Raw genomic sequence first — 18,748 nt, forward strand, 5'->3', positions numbered from 1 at the left:
TTGTCTGATGGCACGACGATGACTGGTGCGGAGTACCTGACTCGGTTCCACGGGTCCGACTTGGAAGTCGCGCTCTTCCACCCGCAGGCAGGGCCGGTGAACCTGTACAACACGAAACGGTTCGCCAATAAGAAACAACGCGATCTTGCCCGAGCAACACTGACCACCTGCCCAGTACCGGACTGTCGGCATGCTGCCGATAACTGCGAGGTCCACCACATTGAACCGTGGGCCCGCGGCGGGCCAACGAATATGAACAACCTGTCGGTGTTGTGCAGGTATCACAACCGCACCAACGATGATGACCCCGACAGACACAACAGGGGTCGAATACAGGTGCGCGATGGGACACCAACATGGGTTTCACCGCGCGGAACACCAGTGGCGAACAGCACACACCAATACGGTGCCATGCACCTACTGTTCGGAACATAGCCGAGGGACCACCACGCCCCACGGCCACTTCCGCACGCCCAAAACAAAAACCGGGCCCCACAACGGGACCCGGTCTTTGACGCGGCGTTTTTAGAACATGCCCATGCCGAGAGCGATCGTGGACGAGGTGGAGGACATCTGGTGGAAGATGCCGCCGAGGAACTCGTTGATCATGAGCTGGAACTGCTCGAAGGGGTGGAGGCCGTTGGCGTTCATAGGGAGAGTCCCTTTCTTTTTCTGATTCTTATTCAGATTGGGTTGACGCTTCCGTCACCGCTTGCGGGCGGCTGCGGACTCACGCTGTCTGTCGGTTTCAGATGCACTCGCGTTACGCCGTCTGACGACGACACAGAGGCGACAATACTCGCCCGACGGATCGTAACATGATTAACTTTAATCACAACTGAAACATCGTGGGTAATTGAATGCCAGCTCACCCACCAATAAAGTCAAGGGCGCTTTGAGGTTCCACCGCGGTAACACAACGCTCATTAGCAGCGAATAATCGGGGTGAAACCGCAAACCGCGGTACAACGCAATAACGCTCCCACCACTGAAGGAATACTGACCATGAAGCTCGTCCGCACCGTCGCCGCAGTCACCGTCGCTACGGCTCTCGCTTTCGGCGCAGCAGCCCCCGCTTTCACAGCTGATGCCGCCCCAGTCACTGCAGCTCAGGTCGCGGGCAATACTCCGGTGGGCACAGTGAAGAACTGGAATGCACACCCGGCGCCGACGGCTGTGACCACGGGTGAAACCGCTAAGTGGGTCAGCCAGGTCAACCACAAGGATGTGTGGGCGTTCTGGGTGAGCTCCCCGTCAATGGGCCGCGATATTCCGGTCGCAGTCATCCCGGCGCGCAACGGCGCGGGTGAGCTGGTGAAGAATGCCCCGACGATTTACCTCCTCAACGGTGCTGGTGGCGCGGAGCAGAACGCGGACTGGCTGACGTACGCGGAGTCCGCGAAGTTCTACAAAGACAAGGGCGTCAACGTGGTCATCCCGATGGAGGGCGCGTTCTCTTACTACACGGATTGGCTGCAGACACCGAAGGCGGAATACTTCAAAGGCCCGCAGAAGTGGGAGACGTTCCTGACGAAGGAGCTGCCGGGACCGATCGAGAAGCGCCTTGGCGCGGACAACCGCCGCGCGGTCGTCGGTTTCTCCATGTCGGGCACGTCGGCACTGGTTCTGCCGACGAAGGCCCCGGGCTTTTATGACGCCGCCGCAAGCTTCTCCGGTTGCGCAGCCACGTCGACGCCGGCTCCGTACAATTTCGCGCGCCTGACCGTGAACCGCGGCGCGGGTGCAGCCGCGAACTTCCAGACGGTGACGCCAGAGCAGATGTGGGGGCCGATGGGCGGCGCTTATAACCGCGCGAATGACGCACTGGTCAACGCGAATAAGCTGCGCGGAACGGCGCTGTATGTCTCCACGTCGACCGGCCTGGCGGCGAAGGAAGACATGGTCAGCCATATCGCAAGCAAGGGCGCAACGGAGATCCAGGCGCACGCGGCGGCGATGACTCTGCAGGTCGAAGGCGGAGTGATCGAGGCAGCCATCAACACGTGCAACCATGATCTGCGCGCGAAGCTCGACAGCCTGAAGATCCCGGCGCATTACGAGTTCCGCAACGTCGGCACGCACTCGTGGCCGACGTGGCGCCAGGACATGGAAACGTCTTGGCACAAGACGCTGAAGCCCGCGTTCAAGATGTAAACAAAACAGCATCAACCATCGGGCATATCCGCCGGCATTAGGGTGGCGGATATGCCCGATTTTTCTATTGAGCCATCGCTTCTCGACGACATCACCGGCGACGCAGCCCTCGCTTGGGCCACGAGCTGGTCGCGCGAGACAGAGGAACGCACAGCAGCTGATCGCGACACAGCCGCACTCGCGGAGCGCATCCGCGGCATCCTCGACACGGACGACCGCATCCCGTACGTCACGCGCCGCGGGGACTTCCTCTACAACTTTTGGCGCGACCGGGAGCACCCGCGCGGTCTGTGGCGCCGGACCACCACGGAGGACTACCTGGAGGAAAAGGGGTGGGAGGTGCTACTGGACGTCGATAAGCTCGCTGCGGACGAAGCGGAAGACTGGGTGTTCAAAGGCGCGGCCGTGCGTCCCCACGCACACGACCGCGCGCTCGTCCGGCTGTCGCGCGGCGGGGCGGACGCGGTCGTCGTGCGCGAATTCGACCTCGCCACCCGCACGTTCGGCGGCTTCGAACTCCCCGAAGCGAAAACCGAGGTCAGCTGGGTTGATCGCGACACGCTCTTCGTCGGCACGGACCTCGGCGGCGAAACGCTCACCACCTCCGGCTACCCCGTCGAAGTGCGTCGCTGGCAGCGCGGCACGGACCTGCGCGACGCCCCCGTGATCTTCCGCGGCGAACGCTCGGACGTCGCCGTCGGGGCCGCCCGCGACCACACGCCGGGCTTCGAACGCACCATCTTCACGCGCGCGCTCGATTTCTACAACCAGCGCACGTACATCGAGGACACGCTTATCGACGTCCCCACCAACTGCACCCCCATCCCCCACCGCCAGTGGCTCTTCCTGCTTCCCCGCACCGAATTCGCGGGTCTGGCCGGCGGCGAACTCGGCGTCATCGAGCTCGACCGGTTCCTCGCCGGAGACCGCGACGTGCGCGTGCTTGTCCGCGGCACCACCGTGGAAGATGTGTCGTTCACCGCGTCGTCGCTATTGGTGACCACTCTCGACGACGTAGCGACGCGCATCAACTCTTTCGACCTGGGCACTTGGGAGCGCACCGAGCTCTCGCTTCCCGACACCGCCACCGCCCACGTCGTGAGCACCAGCCCCCTCGACGGCGACGAAGTCTGGATCAACGCGTCGTCGTTTTCCACCCCGTCGACATTGTTGCGCAACGGTAAAGTCGCGCGCCGCGCACCATCGCTTTTCGACGCCTCCCGCATCGAAACCCGCCAACACTGGACCACCTCCGCCGACGGCACGAGGATCCCGTACTTCATCACCGGCGACTTCTCCCTTGGCGCGCGCCCGACCCTCGTCGGCGGGTACGGCGGCTTCGAAGTCTCCCTCACTCCTGCCTACTCAGCCGTCCGCGGCGCCGCGTGGCTGGAGCGCGGCTATTTCTACGTGCAGCCTAATCTGCGCGGCGGCGGTGAATTCGGCCCCGAGTGGCACTCCCAGGTGGTGAAAACGAACCGTCACAAGGTGTGGGAGGACCACCGCGCCGTCCTCGAGGACATCGTCGCCCGCGGCTACACCACCCCGGCCCAACTGGGCATTCGCGGCGGCTCCAACGGCGGACTCCTCACCTCCGGCGCACTCGTCCAGTACCCCGAACTCTTCGGCGCAGCCGTGATCCAGGTTCCGCTCACCGACATGCTCCGCTACCACACCCTGTCCGCCGGCGCGTCCTGGATGGCCGAGTACGGCGACCCCGACAACTCGGAGGAACGCGCCGCAATCGAGACGTGGTCACCGCTGCACAACATCGCACCAGCGTCCGCCGCGACGTACCCGCCGGCACTCGTGACCACCTCGACCCGCGACGACCGCGTTCACCCCGCCCACGCACGTACCTTCGCGCTTGCTCTCGGGAAGGCAGGACAGCCCGTCGACTACTTCGAAAACACCGCTGGCGGCCACGCCGGCGCCGCAGACAACGAGCAGGTCGCACGGGTTGAGTCCCTCATCTACAGCTGGCTCGACGCCCGCATCGGCGATTAGTCACGCCCCCATGGAACTTTCGGACCACAACTTCCGACTAACCCTGAAGCAGAAACGCTATCAGGGAAAGGGCCCCACATGAAAAAGATCACTGCACTCGCTGCCACCATGTGCGCCGCATCCATTGCTCTCGCCGGCTGCGGGAGCGAAAACGGCACCAACAACGAGGCGCAGGACGGCTCCGCTTCCTCCGCCGCACCCGAAGCCAACAACGCAGAGCAGGAAGCGTCCTCCATTTCGCTTGCCGACGGCTACTGCCGCGCCAAAGAAGAGCACTCCGACATGACCGCTTGCTTCGGAACCCTCACCAACTCGTCCGACAAAGACATCACGGTAGAGTCCTTCACCGCCCCGGATCTCGAAGGCGCCTCCACAGAACTGCACGAAGTCGTCGACAGTCAGATGCGCGAGAAAGAAGGCGGTTTCACCATCCCGGCTGGCGGCTCCCAGGAGCTCGCTCCCGGCGGCGAACACTTCATGATCATGAACTACCCCGCCCCAATCCAGGCCGGCGACGCACTCACGTTCAACCTGGTCATGGGTGATGGTTCCGAGCTCACCACTGAATTCCCGGTGCGCGAGCAGCCTTCCGGCGAAGAGGACTACGCGGGTGGCCACGGCGACCACGCGGGCCACGAGCACGGCGAGCACGCCGGCCACGCTGAGCACGAGCACGGCGGAGACCACGAACACGGCGGTGAGCACGATTCCCACGGACAGCACTAACCCTTCCGCGCCGACGGACTCAGCTGCGCCGTCGCGTCGGGCGTTCCTGCGTGGTGTCGGCATCGCGGGCGCTGCGACGGCGGCGGCAGTCGGTGCGAGTGCGTGCGCGGAGGAAGGGGAAGCGGGAGGCGTCGATAAGCCTGCTGCTGCGTGGCCCGAAACGACGGTGGCGTTCGACGGGGAGCACCAGGCGGGGATCGCGACGCCGCAACAGTCGTTCTGCAAGCTGATCGCGTTCACGATCAAAGACAACAAGCAGACGCGCGAAGACGTCGTGCGCCTCATGCGCCTGTGGACCGACGACGCGCGACGCATGTGCGGCGGCCGCGCGGGGCTCGCCGACCTCGAGCCGGAGAATCTCCAGTCGACAGCGAACCTGACGATCACCGTCGGGTACGGACGCAGCCTGCTCGACAAGCTCGATCTCGCGGACGAGGCGCCCGACTGGCTCGCCGAACTACCGGCCTACAGCCGCGACGAGCTGCGCGAAGAGTGGTCCGGCGGCGATATCTGCCTGCAGGTCTGCGCCGACGACCGCTTCACCGTGGCGCATGCCGCCCGCTTCATGGTCAAAGGCGCACGCAGCTACGCCGACGTCGCATGGGTCCAGGACGGCTTCCTCCACGCGCGCGGCTCGATCCAGCCGGGCGAAACGCCGCGCAATCTCTTCGGGCAGCTCGACGGCACGGGCAACCCGGCGGTCGACGAATTCGACAGCGTCGTCTGGATCGACGAAGGCCCCGCCTGGACGAAGGGAGGTACGGCGATGGTGGTGCGTCGTATAGCAATGCTTCTCGACGAATGGGACATCCTCGACCGCCCCTCCCGCGAAGTAGTCTCCGGCAGGCGACTCGACAACGGTGCCCCGTTGAGCGGCACCGACGAATTCGACGAGCCCGATCTAGACGCCCGCGACGAATTCGGTCTGCCCGTCATCGACCCGAATTCGCACATGGCGCGCGCCAAGTCGACGGATCCCGCAGAGCGCATCTTCCGCCGCCCCTACAACTACGACATGCCGCCCGGCCCTGATTCCCGCGGCACGTCCAATGCGGGACAGATGTTCATCTGCTTCCAGAAGAACCCGTTGAGACAGTTCGACCCCATTCAGCAAAGGCTCGACAGCGCCGACCGCCTCAACGAGTGGATCACCCACATCGGGTCCGCCGTCTTCGCTGTCCCCCACGGCACCGCCGACGGCGAATACTGGGGTCAGGATCTCTTTGGGGGTCGCGGGTAGAGTTACCCCTCGATGAAATCCCTGTCTTTCGCGACCCTGTTCGCCGCGCTATCCGGCTTCGTGGTGCTGTGGGTCGCGTCGTGGTCCCTCGACGCGGAGACCCAGATGCCGCTGTTCCAGGCGTACTGGAGCTTATTCTTCGCGTCGGCCGGGTTCATCGACGGGATCACGCAGGAGACCACCCGCGCAGTCGCCTCCGCTCGCGAACGCGGTGTGCGGGGGTCAGCGAACCCCTGGCGTCTGGCTGGTTTCGCAGCTGCGACGGTCGCTACTGTGACCTTGGCCGCGGGCGCCGTCGCGATGGCGCACTTCGTCCCGCCCTCCCCTGCCCTGGCCACGGGGCTCCTGGTTTTCGGCCTAGCTAGCTACGTCTTCCAGGCAGTTCTGTCCGGCATCTTGAGTGGCGCGAACCTCTGGAACCAATATGCCGGACTCGTCGCTCTCGACTCAGGCATCAGACTCGTTCTGGCCGGTGTCGCCTGGGCTGCCGGGTGGGGCCTGCCGGCGTTTCTGGCCATCACGGTGATCGGTGCGGTGTCGTGGGTGGCCATCCTCGCCGCATCGAAGCAAGCCCGCGGGCAGATCCGCGCAGCTCTCGACGTCGACCGCCCGACATTTGTCCGCCGTGTCCTGTCCGCGGTCTTAGCCACCGGCGCTTCAGCTCTTCTGATCACGGGTTTTCCTGCCATGACCACCGCTGCGTTCGCCGCCGGCGACGGCACCACCGCCGGAACGGGCGCCGCTGTCGCCGCGATCAACCAAGCGGTGTTGCTCACGCGTGCTCCGGTGCTAGTTCCGCTGCAGCGCTTCCAGTCTGCGCTGGTGGTTCGGTTCGTGGAACAGCGCGACCGCATCTACTCCTCGCTCGCGGTGCCGATTGGCACGATCCTCAGCGTCGGCGCCGTCGGGTTCGTCGCGGCGTGGCTGGTCGGCCCGTGGATTCTGCGGGTGTTCTTCCCGCCCGAGCTCTTCGTCCCCGGTCTTCCCCTCGGGCTTTTGACGTTCGCTTCGGCGCTCATGGGCGCTCTCATCATTACCGGCACCGCCGTTTTAGCTTTAGAGCAGCACGCCTGGTACGTCGCTGGGTGGGTCACTGGAGCAGTCGTGGCGTTCGGTCTGTTGTTCGCGCTCCCAGTAGCGCTCGGCATCGGAGTCACAGAAACGGTGATTGGCGCGCTCACTGTCGGCCCGCTCGCTGGTGCGGCGGTGCACCTGGCAAGTCTGACTGGTGGGGCGAGGACGGCCAGGGGGGCAACGAGCACGGCAGCCACCCAGCACACCAACTGAACCGCCCCGACCCGAAATGGCCCCTGTCCCCGCGGTGAAAGCGCAGTTCGCCAGAGCTGCACGGCGCAAGACCGGCGACGGGATAGCATGGCCCTCATGACTCACGACCCAGCTCATCCCCCGGCTGCTTCGCCGACCAACGCCAGCTCGACGATGCTCGTGACAGGCGGCGCCGGTTTCATCGGCGCGAATTTCGTGCGGATGGTGGCACACCGCCAGCCGGAGACGAAGATCGTGGTGCTGGACGCGTTGACGTACGCGGGCAACGCTAAGAATCTGGCGGGGCTCCCCGAAGAGAGGGTCGAACTGGTGGAGGGGAGGGTGGAGGATCGGGGGCTCGTCGATAAGCTGTGCGCGGATGCGGACACGGTCGTGCATTTCGCGGCGGAGTCGCACAACGACAACTCGCTGCGCGACCCGTCGCCATTCGTGCAGACGAACCTGGTGGGTACGTTCACGCTGTTGGAAGCGGCTCGCACGTACGGCAACCGGTTCCACCACGTCTCGACGGATGAGGTGTTCGGCGACCTCGCCATCGACGAGGCGACACGGTTCACGGAGGAGACGCCGTACCGGCCATCGTCGCCGTATTCCGCGACGAAGGCTGGGTCGGATCACCTGGTGCGCGCGTGGGTGCGGTCGTTCGGGGTCAATGCGACGATTTCGAATTGCTCGAATAATTACGGCCCGTACCAGCACGTGGAGAAATTCATTCCGCGGCAGATCACGAATCTGCTGACGGGGCGCCCGGCGAAGCTCTACGGCACGGGCGAGCATGTGCGCGATTGGATTCATGTGGACGACCACAATGACGCGGTGCTCGCGATCCTGGACCGCGGTCGAAAAGGCGAGACGTACAACATCGGCGCGGACGGCGAGCATTCGAATAAGGAGATCATCGAGCTCATCTGCGAGTTGTTGGGCGGCGAGTACGAGCATGTCGCGGACCGGCCGGGGCACGATCAACGGTACGCGATGGACGCGTCGAAACTCGCACGTGAGCTCGGCTGGCGGCCGCAGAAGCGCTCGATGCGCGAGGGTTTGGAGGAGACGATCGCGTGGTACCGCGACAACGCGGCGTGGTGGCGCGACGCGAAGGACGCTGTTGAGCAGGGCTACGCGGCGCGCGGCCAGTAAGGTGGCGGGCATGACGGCAACGCGCATCGAGGGGCTCACGGTCCATAAGCTCACGGTTCACGGCGATAACCGCGGGTGGTTCAAGGAGAATTGGGCGGGTACGCCTGACCTGCGCGTGGAGCAGAACAACGTCAGCTTCAACGCCGCAAAAGGTGCGACGCGTGGAATGCACGCGGAGCCGTGGGACAAGTACGTCTCGGTGGCGACGGGGCGCGTCTACGGCGCGTGGGTGGACATGCGCGAAGGCTCGGCGACGTACGGCGAGACTTTCGGCTGCGAGATCGGGCCCGACACCGCGGTGTTCGTGCCGCGCGGGGTCGCGAACGGCTTCCAGGCGCTCGAGGACGCGACGACCTACATCTATTTGTGCAATGCGCGCTGGTCGCCGGAGGCTCGTTACGCGTTCTGCTCGTACAAGGAGATCGACTGGCCGCTCGAGCCCACAGAAGTCTCGCCCAAGGACCTCGCCCATCCGCCGCTTATCGACGCCTCCCCTGTCCCTCCCCACCAACCCCTCATCCTCGGGGCGAATGGTCAGTTGGGGCGCGCTTTGCAGAAACTGCTGCCGGACGCGGAGCTCTGCGGACACACCGACTTCGATCTCACCTGGCCAGTGGAGAAGATGCTGGAAAGCCGTGATTGGTCGCAGTATTCGGCGATCATCAATGCGGCGGCATTCAACGATGTCAACGGGGCTGAAAGCGCAGACGGGCGCACCGCGGCGTGGGAGGTCAACGCGCTTGGCCCTGCGAAGCTCGCGCAGGTGGCCAACAGGTACGACCTGACCTTGGTGAACGTCTCCAGCGACTACATCTTCGACGGGACGGTGGCAGAGCACACAGAGGATGAGGTGCCGAGTCCGTTGGGGGTGTACGGGGCGTCGAAAAGCGCGGGCGAAGCTGCGGCTGCCGCGGCTGCGAAGCACTATATTGTGCGCACGAGCTGGGTTTTCGGCGACGGCGGCAATTTCATGGCCACGATGGCGCGGCTGGCGCACAAGGGAGTTTCACCGAAGGTAGTCAACGATCAGCGCGGGCGTCCGACGTGGGCGGAGGACCTCGCGAAGGGAATCGTGCACCTGCTGGAGGCAGACGCCGACTACGGCATTTACAACATCACCTCCAGCGGCGACGCGGCGACGCGCGACGAGATCGCCATGGCCGTCTTCGTCGCTGCTGGCGCCGATCCCGCCGACGTCCACCCGGTCAGCTCCGCCGAGTACCAGGCGGAATTCGGCCCCGAGGCGCCGCGGCCTGCGGAGTCGACGCTGACGCTCGACAAGATCGAGGCGACCGGATTCACGCCGACCAACTGGCGCGTGGCGCTCGCCCTGTACATGGGGTAGCTAAACTCCCAACCATGAAGGGCATTATTCTCGCCGGCGGGTCGGGCACGCGGCTGTACCCGATCACGAAGGGCATCTCGAAGCAGCTCATGCCCATCTACGACAAGCCGATGATCTACTACCCGCTGTCCACGCTGATCAGCGCGGGGATTCGCGAAATCTTGATCATCACCACGCCGGAAGACCAGGACGCATTCAAGCGTCTGCTTGGCGACGGCTCTGCTTGGGGCCTCATGCTCGACTACGCCGTCCAGCCCTCCCCCGACGGGCTCGCACAAGCCTTCATCATCGGTGAGGACTTCATTGGCGACGACTCCGTGGCGCTGGTGCTTGGCGACAATATCTTCGACGGCGCCGAACTGTCCCGCCTGATGGGCGAAGCTTTCGACCCTGACGGCGGCGCCATTTTCGCCTACGAGGTCTCCGACCCAGAGCGCTACGGCGTGGTCAGCTTCGACGAGCACGGCACCGCCACCGCCATCGAGGAAAAGCCCGAGCGCCCGCAGTCCAGTTTCGCGGTGGTGGGGCTGTACTTCTACGACAATGACGTGGTGGAGATCGCGAAGACCATCGCTCCGAGCGCACGCGGCGAACTGGAAATCACCAGCGTCAATGAGACCTACCTGCGCCGCGGCGATCTGAAAGTCCACCGCCTGCACCGCGGCGACGTGTGGCTGGACACCGGCACCATCGACTCCATGAGCGAAGCCAGCTCGTATGTCGAGGTGATCCAGAAGCGCACCGGCACCATCATCGGATCACCCGAGGTGGCCGCATTCCGCCAAGGCTTCATCGATGCTGCTGCCCTGGAGGAACTCGCCGAACCAATGCTGAAATCGGGCTACGGCCGCTACCTTATCGACGCCGCACGGGAGCGCGCATGACCAGCACCCACGACCTGCGCCCCGGCACTGTCACCGTCCTCATGTCCGTCTACCGCAACACCACGGCAGACGAGCTCTCTCACGCCTTGAACAGCATCGACGCCCAGACACGCCCACCGGAAAGAGTGTTGGTGGTGAGGGACGGAGAGGTGCAAGAGGACGTCGATAAGCTCTTGGCGTCTGTGGACACCGTGACCTTGCCTGAAAACCGCGGGCTCGGCATCGCCTTGCGCGAAGGTCTGGCTGCCGTGGACACCGAATTCGTCGCGCGTCTCGATTCCGACGACGCCGCATACCCGCAACGGCTAGAAAAACAGCTGGATTTCATGGCTGCGCACCCAGAAATCTCCGTCCTCGGCACCGCCATGCAGGAATTCGACGGCGACACCCTCGGCGGCGTGCGGCGCCTGCCCGAAACCCACGATGCGATCGCGCGGTACGCGAAAATCAACTCGCCGATGAACCACCCCTCCGTGCTCATGCGCACAGCTGACGTGCGCGATATCGGCGGCTACCGTCCCATGCACAACATGGAGGACTACGACCTGTGGGCACGCCTTGTCGCTGGCGGCAAGAAGCTGCATAACCTGCCGGAACCGCTGACCTACTTCCGAGTGAACGACGCGCAGATGAAACGCCGCACAACGCCCGAAACCCGGCGTGCGGAGCGCGCCATGCAGCGCGCGCTGGTGAGCTACGGGCTGATCTCGCGCCCGCGTGCCGTCGTGAATTACGCCGCGCGCAACCTTTACCGCGCCCTCCCTCTGGGGGCCATGCGGCGCGTGTACTCGCGTCTTTTCCACCGCGGGGACTAGAGTTTGCGTTCATGACCCAGCAGCGACCCTTCGATGACACGTGGCTCGTCGTGCCCTGCTACAACGAAGGCCCCGTCATCGGTGACGTGCTGCGCAATGCGTTGCAGACATTCCCCAATATCGTCGCGGTCAACGACGGCTCCGCCGACAATTCCGCGGCTGCCATTCACGCCGCAGGTGCGCACCTGGTCAACCACCCCGTGAACCTCGGGCAAGGCGCGGCGATCCAGACCGGCGTGGAGTATGCGCGGGCACAGCCGGGGGCGCGCTACTTCGTCACCTTCGATGCCGACGGGCAGCACCAGGTCGCGGACGTCGTGCGCATGGTGGAGCGGCTGCGGACGGAGCCGGTGGATATTGTCGTCGGCACGCGTTTCGCCGATGGCGCCGCCACCGACAACGTTCCGTGGATCAAGCGCGTCGTGCTGAAAACCGTCGTGTTCCTCTCGCCGCGCAGCCGGAGGCTCGGGCTTACCGATGCCCACAACGGCCTGCGCGCGTTCAACGCGAAAGTGGCCGCGGAAATGAATATCCGCATGAACGGGATGTCGCATGCCTCCGAGATCGTCACCATGATGGACAAACTGAACTGGCGCGTCGCGGAGGAACCCGTGGACATCCTCTACACCGAATACTCCATGTCTAAGGGCCAGTCGCTGGTCAACGGCGTGAATATTCTTGCCGACGGACTCGTCGCCAGGAGGCTCCCATGATCCAGATCCTGTTGCTGCTCGCCGCGTTCGCGCTGGCGCTGTACTTTTTCACCAACCGCAAGAAAGCCAACGCGAAAGCGTGGGTGAAGCTCGGTTTCGTCCTGCTGGTGATCGCGGCTGTGTGGGCGATTCTGCGCCCCGACGATGTCACGGTCGTCGCCAATTGGCTGGGTGTCGCCCGCGGCACCGACCTGATGCTGTACACGCTGATCATCGCGTTTTTCTTCACCACTTTGTCCACGTGGGTGCGGTTCCGTGAGCAGGAGCTGCGGTACGCGCGTCTCGCACGGGCGGTGGCCCTGCAGAATGCTGTGCCGCCGGCGCCGCACCAGCCACCGGAAGCCGAGCCCCGGGGCGAGCACTAGCGCCTCCGGAGACTAAGATTGGTGCCATGAGCGCGAAGTCGGCCACTGCCAGCACCACCAACAGCAACGACCGCGGCGGGGCAAAAGTCCCGCCCCTGATGTGGGGATTCGCCGCGGTGCTGGCTTTGGGCACCGGTTTGGGTGGCTATTTGATCGGCGACCACCAGGGCTACGAGCGTGCGTCGCAGGCGTACGAGTCAGGTGAGCTGCCGGAGAAGAACTCCACGCCTGTGACGGAGACCCCGGAGAAGGCGACGCCGGGCACCGATTTCGCCGAGCCGGAGGCCAGCGAGGAAGCCGCGCTGATTCACGGGCCAGGCTCGGAGATCACGTCGCGGCAGGACATTTCGAATTCGGCACGGCGTGACCCGAATGACCCGTTCGCGGTGGGTGCCGTGGATGCGCCCGTCGTGATCGCGGAGTTCACGGACTGGGATTGCCCGTTCTGCATCCGCCACGCGCACGAGACGGAGCCGGAGTTGATGGCGGAGTACGTCGATAAGGGCTTCGTGCGCATCGAGTGGAACGACATGCCGATCAACGGCGACGCGGCGCACGCTGCGGCGCGTGCGGGCCGCGCGGCGGCTGAGCAGGGCAAGTTCGAGGATTACAAGAAGGCGTATTTCGAGGAAGCTGCCGGAACGCAGGGCCACCCGGGCTACGGCATCGAGGACTTCGTGCGCTTCGCCGAAGCGGCGGGTGTGCCGGATATCGAGAAATTCCGCGCCGACGCCACCAGCGACAAATACGACAAGGCGCTCGACGAAGCCCTCGACTACGCGCAGGGCCTAGGTATCACGGGCACGCCGGGCTTCATCGTCAACGACGAGTTCATCGGCGGCGCGCTGCCGATCGAGGACTTCCGCAAGGTCATCAACGGCGAGCTGAAGAAGACGGTCCAGAGCTAGGAACTGCGGCTAGTTTGGGCGCCTAGTATCGGCGCTTAGTAGCCGCGCCGGATCCACTCCTCAAGGTGCGGGGCCTCTTCGCCGACGGTGGTGCTGTCGCCGTGGCCAGTGCGAACCACGGTTTCGGGCGGCAGGTCGAGGACAGATTTCTGCAGGGACTCGATGATGGTGTCAAACGACGAGAAGCTGCGCCCCGTCGCACCGGGACCGCCTTGGAAGAGGGTGTCGCCAGAGAAGAGCTCGCCGGCTTCCTCCGCGTAGAGGACGACGGAGCCGGGCGAGTGGCCGGGGGTCGACAGCACCTTGAGCTCGGTGCCGGCGATGTGGAAGACCTGACCGTCAGAAAGCGGTTCGAAGGGCTCGGACGGGTTGGCGTCGCCCCATAGCATGTCGTCGCCGGGGTGGAGGTAGACGGGGGCGTCGACAAGCTTGCTTAAAAGCGGCGCGGCGTCGACGTGGTCGTTGTGGCCGTGCGTCGCGATGATGCCCGATACCTTGCGGTCCCCCACCACCTTCGCGATGGCTTCGGCGTCGTGCGCGGCATCGATGATGAGGACCTCGGAGTCGTCGCCGACGATCCAGACGTTGTTGTCCACCTCCCATTCACCGCCGTCGAGCTTGAACAGGCCGGATGTGACTACGTTTTCAATCTTCATGAGCACTCCCTTAAAACTCAACGACAGAGCGCAGCACGTCGCCCTGCTTCATCTTGGTGAATGCGCCTTCGATATCGCCCAAGCCGATGCGTTCGGAGACGAATTCTCCGAGCGGGAACCGCCCGTCCAGGTGAAGGTCGACGTAGGTGGGGAAATCGCGTTCAGGCAGGCAGTCGCCGTACCAGGCGGGCTTGATGGAGCCGCCGCGGGCGTAGAGGTCGATGGCGGGGATGTCCACGTGGTCGGTCTGGTTGGGCACGCCGACCATGACCATGCGTCCGGCGAGGTCACGGGAGTAGAACGCCTGGCGCCATGTGGGCTGGATGCCGACGGCGTCGATGGTCACGTCGGGGCCGAAGCCGCCGGTGAGCTCGCGGACGCGGTCGATGACCTCGTCTTCGCTCATGTCTTTGCTGCAGATCGCGTCGGTCGCGCCGAATTTCGCGGCCGCATCGCATTTGCGCTTATCGACGTCCACCGCGATCACCTTTCGAGCTCCAGCCAACGACGCACCCGCGACGGCGGCCAGCCCCACTCCGCCGAGACCGAAGACGGCGGCAGTCTCGCCGCGCTGGATATCGCCGGTGTTCACCGCGGCGCCGAGACCGGCCATGATGCCGCAGCCCAGTAGACCGGCAGCAGCCGGGTCCTCGTCAGGGTTCACCTTGGTGCACTGCTTTTCGTGCACGAGGGTCTTTTCGGCGAACGAGCCGATGCCGAGGGCGGGGGTCACAGGGGTGCCGTCGATAAGCGTCATGCCCTTGGACGCGTTGTGCGTGTCGAAGCAATTCTTCGTGTCCCCCTTGCGGCACGCGCGGCACTCCCCGCACACTGCGCGCCAGTTGAGGACCACGAAATCACCCGGCGCGACGTGCGTGACGTCCTCGCCGACGGTCTCGACGACACCGGCGGTTTCATGGCCGAGGAGGAACGGGAACGCGTCCTCGATATCGCCGTCGCGGTACGCGAGGTCCGTGTGACACACGCCGGTGGCCTGAACTGTGACCACGACATCGTTCGGGCCCGGCGCGGGAATCACGATGTCCGCGATCACCACATCCGCGCCCTTTTCGCGGGCGATGACGCCCTTGACTGTTTGCTCGGTCTGCTCGTTATTCGTCATGCTCCCGAGCGTAGGGAAATCTGCGCTAGGACGCTGCGACGATTCCCGCCACGCGAGCGTGCCCGCGCTGCGTCACGTGCACCGGCGCGTTGCCCGGGCCAGCGTAGAAGTCGATGAGACCGGCGAACTCGCGGTCACCGTCGCGTGCGCACATGCCGTTCTTCGCGGTGCCCGGCTTCAGGTCCACGAACTGGGTGCCCGTCGCGCGCGCCAGATCCTGGTTCATCCACTGCGCGAGGTTCTCCCAGTAAGCGACTTCCGGGATCGGGGTGGCGTCGTACATATTCGGGCCGATGTGGAACAGGCAGACGCGGTCGCCGCCAGTGATCGTCGGGTAGCCGACAATCTGGATACGGGCGTTCGGCGCGGCGCGGCGGATCTTGTCCACCTGCGGGCGCATGAAGTTCACGTAATTGCGGCGCACAGTATTCGGGTGCTCGCCGCGGTGGTTGTAGGTGTCGTTGAAGCCGGTCTGCAGCACGACGCGCTTGGTGTTGCGGTCGAGGCCGCGTTCGCGGACCGCGCGGTCGATCTGCGCGGAGATATTCGGGCCGCGGGAGATGCTCACCGCACCGGGGCAGGAGAAATCGCGCGGCTGCAAGCCGAGGCGGCGGGCGGCCTGCTTGCCGAAGTTATTGGCGCTCGTCGGGCACCAGCGTGCCGGGTCGGATTTGCCGTTCGGGTGCAGGCCGACGCGGGCACTGAGGTATTCGAGCGACGGCGCGTCGGCGACGACGGAATCACCGAAGATGACCATGTTGCCGTTGTCGGCATGGGCATTCGGGGTGGCCGGCCCCGCGATGATTCCGGCGCCCATCAAAGCGGCGGCGACGAAGGCGGTGACGCGACGGCGAGTCTGGGTGAGCATTGTGCATCAACTTTCTGCTGGTCGGTGTACCTGATACCTGTCGGGGCGGGAACCGCCTCACAGTTGGGTGGTCGGTTTCTCCGACTGGAATGCTACACAAACCACTGCCACACAGGCCACAATAATTACATTTTTATCTCCAGTCACTATTTTTTCGCGGGGAATTAACAAAATATCCCACTCAAAACGATAACGGTGTGATACGCCTAACGAGACGAAATTAACGGAACTCGGCTCCCCGCACCCCGGACGACGAAAGGCTCACATCCATGGCCAACCAGAGCAGTTACACCCCCATCCAGCGCATCGGCGCCTTCGCGGAACTCGCATCACTGATCGTGCGGCGCCGTATCGTCAGCTTCGAGGGCGGCTTCGGAGTCTTCCTCCGCGGCTTCGGCGACCTGCCTCGCTGGGGCATCACCGCCGCCCGCGAAGTCGAACAAGGTGCACGCTGCTGCCCGGAACGCACCGCGCTTATCGACGACTCCGGTCTCCTCACCTACCAACAACTCCGCGACGCCTCCCGGAAACTCGCCCGGTGGCTCGTCAAGCACAAGCGCGATGCCAACCTGCGCGAACTGCGCGTCGGCATCATGGCGCGCAACGGTCGCCACTTCATTATTCCGTTCGCGGCGAAGAGCTACGCCGGCGGCGCCGCATTCCTGCTCAATGTCGGTTCCTCGCCAGAGCAGCTCGCCGGCTGCATCGAAGAAAATGACATCAACGTCTTGTTCATCGACGCCGAATTCGCCGACCGCATCCCGGCCGATCACCCGGCCATGGAGAATGTGACTGTGGTGTGGGGATACGGCGGGAAGGGTGAGGGAAGCGTCGATAAGCTTCTTGCTTCTGACGCTGACCTGCCGAAACTTCCGCTCCTCCCGACTCAAGGCGACATCGTCCTGATGTCCTCGGGCACGACCGGCGTGCCGAAAGGAATTCTGCGCACCGAACCCAAAGTGCCGTTCGTGCTCACCGGGCTGCTGTCCGCCGTGCCGTGGTACTCGAACCAGACGCTGCTGCAATCCGCGTCGATGTTCCACACGTGGGGTTGGGCGACGCTCATCGTGGGCCTGGGCTCGCGCTCCACGATCGTCACCCAGCGCGAATTCGACCCGGCGACCGCGATGAAGCAGATCCAAGACTTCCGCGTCGACGGGCTGATCTCCTCCCCGATCTTCTACAAGCAGATGCTCGACCTTCCCGACAATGAGCAGTGGGATACCTCGTCGCTGAAATGGATCGCGTCGTCGGGCAACGCCCTGACCCCCGATGTCGTCGCGCGCGTCCACGAACGCTTCGGCCCCATCTTGGCCAATATCTACGGCTCGACCGAGCTCTCGCTGGCCACCATCGCCACCGCCGATGATGTCGCTGAACACCCCACCGCCGCTGGCCGCGTCGTGCCGGGCAGCATCATCAAGCTTTACGACGACGACGGCAACGAAGTCCCCCAAGGCCAACCCGGCCGTATCTTCCTCAACAACGAGACCGCCCTCAAGGGCTACTCCAACCCTGAGACCCCCCTCGTCATGATCGACGGCCTGATCGAAATGGGCGACCGCGGCTACTTCGACGACCAAGGCCGCCTCCACGTCCTCGGCCGCAACGACGACATGATCATCATCGGCGGCGAGAACGTCCACCCCCAATCCGTCACAGAGACCCTCGAGCCCATGCCCGGCATCGCCGACGTCTACGCCAGCGGAGTCGACGACGACGACACCTTCAAGCGCGTCGCCGTCTGGGTCGTCCGCTCCGACGACGACGCCGGCCGCTCCCTGACCCCCGACGCCGTCCGCGACTGGGTCCGCGACAAACTCGCCCACCACTCCATCCCCCGCGACGTCAATTTCGTCGACTTCCTCCCCCGCAACCCCACCGGCAAGGTCATGCCGCGGTTCCTCCCCGAATCCCGCCGCGATAACTAGCCGCAACCAGCTGAGCTGCCCACGGGGTCAGCGTATAGTTCCTTCGTGAATTGGCACACACCCCGATACGCATAGGAGCACCCGACAGTGGCCCATTTCTCCGCGCGACAGCTCAAGAACTTCATGCAGTTCTGGCCCCCGCTTCTCGGCGCAGGCGTGAAGATCAAGGAATTCACCGATGACGGCACCCGCGTCGTGGTCACCCACAAGCCGAACATGCTGACCAAGAACGCCATGGGCGTCGCCTTCGGCGGCACCATGTCCGCCATGACTGACCCGTTCTTCATGCTCGCCTCCATGCACCGCTTGGGCAAGGACTACAAGGTCTGGGACACCGCCGGCGAAATCGAGTTTGTGAAGCCCGGTCGCGGCACACTCACCGCTGACATGCGCATCCCCGATGAGACCTACGAGCTCATCAAGGAAAAGACAGCCGGCGGTGACAAGTACCTCCACTGGTTCGACGTGGACATCGTCGACGAGGAGGGCGACACCGTCGCGCGCGTGCGCCGCCAGGTGTACTACCGCCTGAACCAAAAGAATTAACCCCAGCCCTGATGAGCTGGGGTTTCGGTGGAGCCGCCTGCGA

Annotated in this window: 19 protein-coding genes; 15 read left to right on the forward strand and 4 right to left on the reverse strand. The window is 64.5% G+C overall.

Annotation, left to right across the window (positions count from 1 at the left end):
• The coding region (locus M3G19_RS11125; RefSeq protein WP_259902691.1) for an HNH endonuclease signature motif containing protein at positions 1–435 on the forward strand (435 nt) is incomplete at its 5' end.
• A gap of 90 nt (positions 436–525) precedes the next feature.
• Here M3G19_RS11125 and M3G19_RS11130 read toward each other — a convergent pair.
• Entirely contained in the window at positions 526–651 is a 126-nt protein-coding gene (locus M3G19_RS11130) for a hypothetical protein (protein WP_259902692.1), read from the reverse strand.
• 354 nt (positions 652–1,005) lie between these two features.
• Between M3G19_RS11130 and M3G19_RS11135 the strand changes: the two genes are divergently transcribed.
• The 12 genes from M3G19_RS11135 to M3G19_RS11190 all read left to right on the forward strand — a co-directional run bounded on the left by M3G19_RS11135 (position 1,006) and on the right by M3G19_RS11190 (position 13,581).
• Entirely contained in the window at positions 1,006–2,154 is a 1,149-nt protein-coding gene (locus M3G19_RS11135; protein ID WP_259902693.1) for an alpha/beta hydrolase family protein, read from the forward strand.
• Between the two features lie 51 nt (positions 2,155–2,205).
• Entirely contained in the window at positions 2,206–4,161 is a 1,956-nt protein-coding gene (locus M3G19_RS11140; protein ID WP_259902694.1) for a prolyl oligopeptidase family protein, read from the forward strand.
• 78 nt (positions 4,162–4,239) lie between these two features.
• Complete coding sequence (locus M3G19_RS11145; RefSeq protein ID WP_259902695.1) at positions 4,240–4,887, forward strand: copper chaperone PCu(A)C; 648 nt, start codon at positions 4,240–4,242, stop codon at positions 4,885–4,887.
• On the forward strand, positions 4,868–6,127 hold the full coding sequence (locus M3G19_RS11150; protein ID WP_259902709.1) for a Dyp-type peroxidase: 1,260 nt from the start codon (positions 4,868–4,870) through the stop codon (positions 6,125–6,127). The genes M3G19_RS11145 and M3G19_RS11150 overlap by 20 nt, the downstream gene beginning before the upstream one ends.
• 12 nt (positions 6,128–6,139) lie before the next feature.
• A complete protein-coding gene (locus tag M3G19_RS11155) occupies positions 6,140–7,414 on the forward strand; it encodes a hypothetical protein (protein WP_259902696.1) in 1,275 nt (424 codons plus the stop codon).
• Positions 7,415–7,510: 96 nt separating this feature from the next.
• Positions 7,511–8,551 (forward strand): dTDP-glucose 4,6-dehydratase, encoded by a 1,041-nt coding sequence (rfbB, locus tag M3G19_RS11160; protein ID WP_259902697.1) that lies wholly within the window; start codon positions 7,511–7,513, stop codon positions 8,549–8,551.
• Between the two features lie 10 nt (positions 8,552–8,561).
• Positions 8,562–9,896, forward strand: a complete 1,335-nt coding sequence (locus M3G19_RS11165; protein ID WP_259902698.1) for a sugar nucleotide-binding protein — start codon at positions 8,562–8,564, stop codon at positions 9,894–9,896.
• Between the two features lie 14 nt (positions 9,897–9,910).
• The gene (gene rfbA / locus M3G19_RS11170; protein WP_259902699.1) at positions 9,911–10,780 is read left to right on the forward strand and encodes a glucose-1-phosphate thymidylyltransferase RfbA; all 870 of its coding nucleotides are present in this window, start codon (positions 9,911–9,913) and stop codon (positions 10,778–10,780) included.
• Positions 10,777–11,595, forward strand: coding sequence for a glycosyltransferase (locus M3G19_RS11175; protein ID WP_259902700.1), 819 nt, complete (start codon positions 10,777–10,779; stop codon positions 11,593–11,595). Before rfbA ends, M3G19_RS11175 begins: the two co-directional genes overlap by 4 nt.
• Before the next feature lie 11 nt (positions 11,596–11,606).
• Positions 11,607–12,308 carry a glycosyltransferase family 2 protein gene (locus M3G19_RS11180; RefSeq protein ID WP_259902701.1) on the forward strand — a complete coding sequence of 234 codons (702 nt, stop codon included), beginning with the start codon at positions 11,607–11,609 and terminating at the stop codon, positions 12,306–12,308.
• A complete protein-coding gene (locus M3G19_RS11185; RefSeq protein WP_259902702.1) occupies positions 12,305–12,673 on the forward strand; it encodes a DUF2304 domain-containing protein in 369 nt (122 codons plus the stop codon). The genes M3G19_RS11180 and M3G19_RS11185 overlap by 4 nt, the downstream gene beginning before the upstream one ends.
• Before the next feature lie 26 nt (positions 12,674–12,699).
• Positions 12,700–13,581 (forward strand): DsbA family protein, encoded by an 882-nt coding sequence (locus tag M3G19_RS11190; RefSeq protein ID WP_259902703.1) that lies wholly within the window; start codon positions 12,700–12,702, stop codon positions 13,579–13,581.
• 35 nt (positions 13,582–13,616) lie between these two features.
• On the opposite strand, the gene M3G19_RS11195 is transcribed toward M3G19_RS11190, so the two are convergent.
• The 3 genes from M3G19_RS11195 to M3G19_RS11205 are packed head-to-tail and all read right to left on the reverse strand — an operon-like array spanning position 13,617 to position 16,228.
• A complete protein-coding gene (locus tag M3G19_RS11195) occupies positions 13,617–14,237 on the reverse strand; it encodes an MBL fold metallo-hydrolase (protein ID WP_259902704.1) in 621 nt (206 codons plus the stop codon).
• Positions 14,238–14,247: 10 nt separating this feature from the next.
• A complete protein-coding gene (locus tag M3G19_RS11200; RefSeq protein WP_259902705.1) occupies positions 14,248–15,360 on the reverse strand; it encodes an S-(hydroxymethyl)mycothiol dehydrogenase in 1,113 nt (370 codons plus the stop codon).
• A 25-nt stretch (positions 15,361–15,385) separates the two neighbouring features.
• Entirely contained in the window at positions 15,386–16,228 is an 843-nt protein-coding gene (locus M3G19_RS11205) for a GDSL-type esterase/lipase family protein (RefSeq protein ID WP_259902706.1), read from the reverse strand.
• 269 nt (positions 16,229–16,497) lie between these two features.
• On the opposite strand from M3G19_RS11205, the gene M3G19_RS11210 reads away from it, so the two are divergent.
• Complete coding sequence (locus tag M3G19_RS11210; protein ID WP_259902707.1) at positions 16,498–18,159, forward strand: AMP-binding protein; 1,662 nt, start codon at positions 16,498–16,500, stop codon at positions 18,157–18,159.
• A gap of 87 nt (positions 18,160–18,246) precedes the next feature.
• Positions 18,247–18,705 carry a DUF4442 domain-containing protein gene (locus M3G19_RS11215; protein ID WP_259902708.1) on the forward strand — a complete coding sequence of 153 codons (459 nt, stop codon included), beginning with the start codon at positions 18,247–18,249 and terminating at the stop codon, positions 18,703–18,705.
• Positions 18,706–18,748: the final 43 nt, after the last annotated feature.

The organism is Corynebacterium sp. p3-SID1194 (genome assembly GCF_025144155.1).
Lineage (GTDB): Bacteria > Actinomycetota > Actinomycetes > Mycobacteriales > Mycobacteriaceae > Corynebacterium.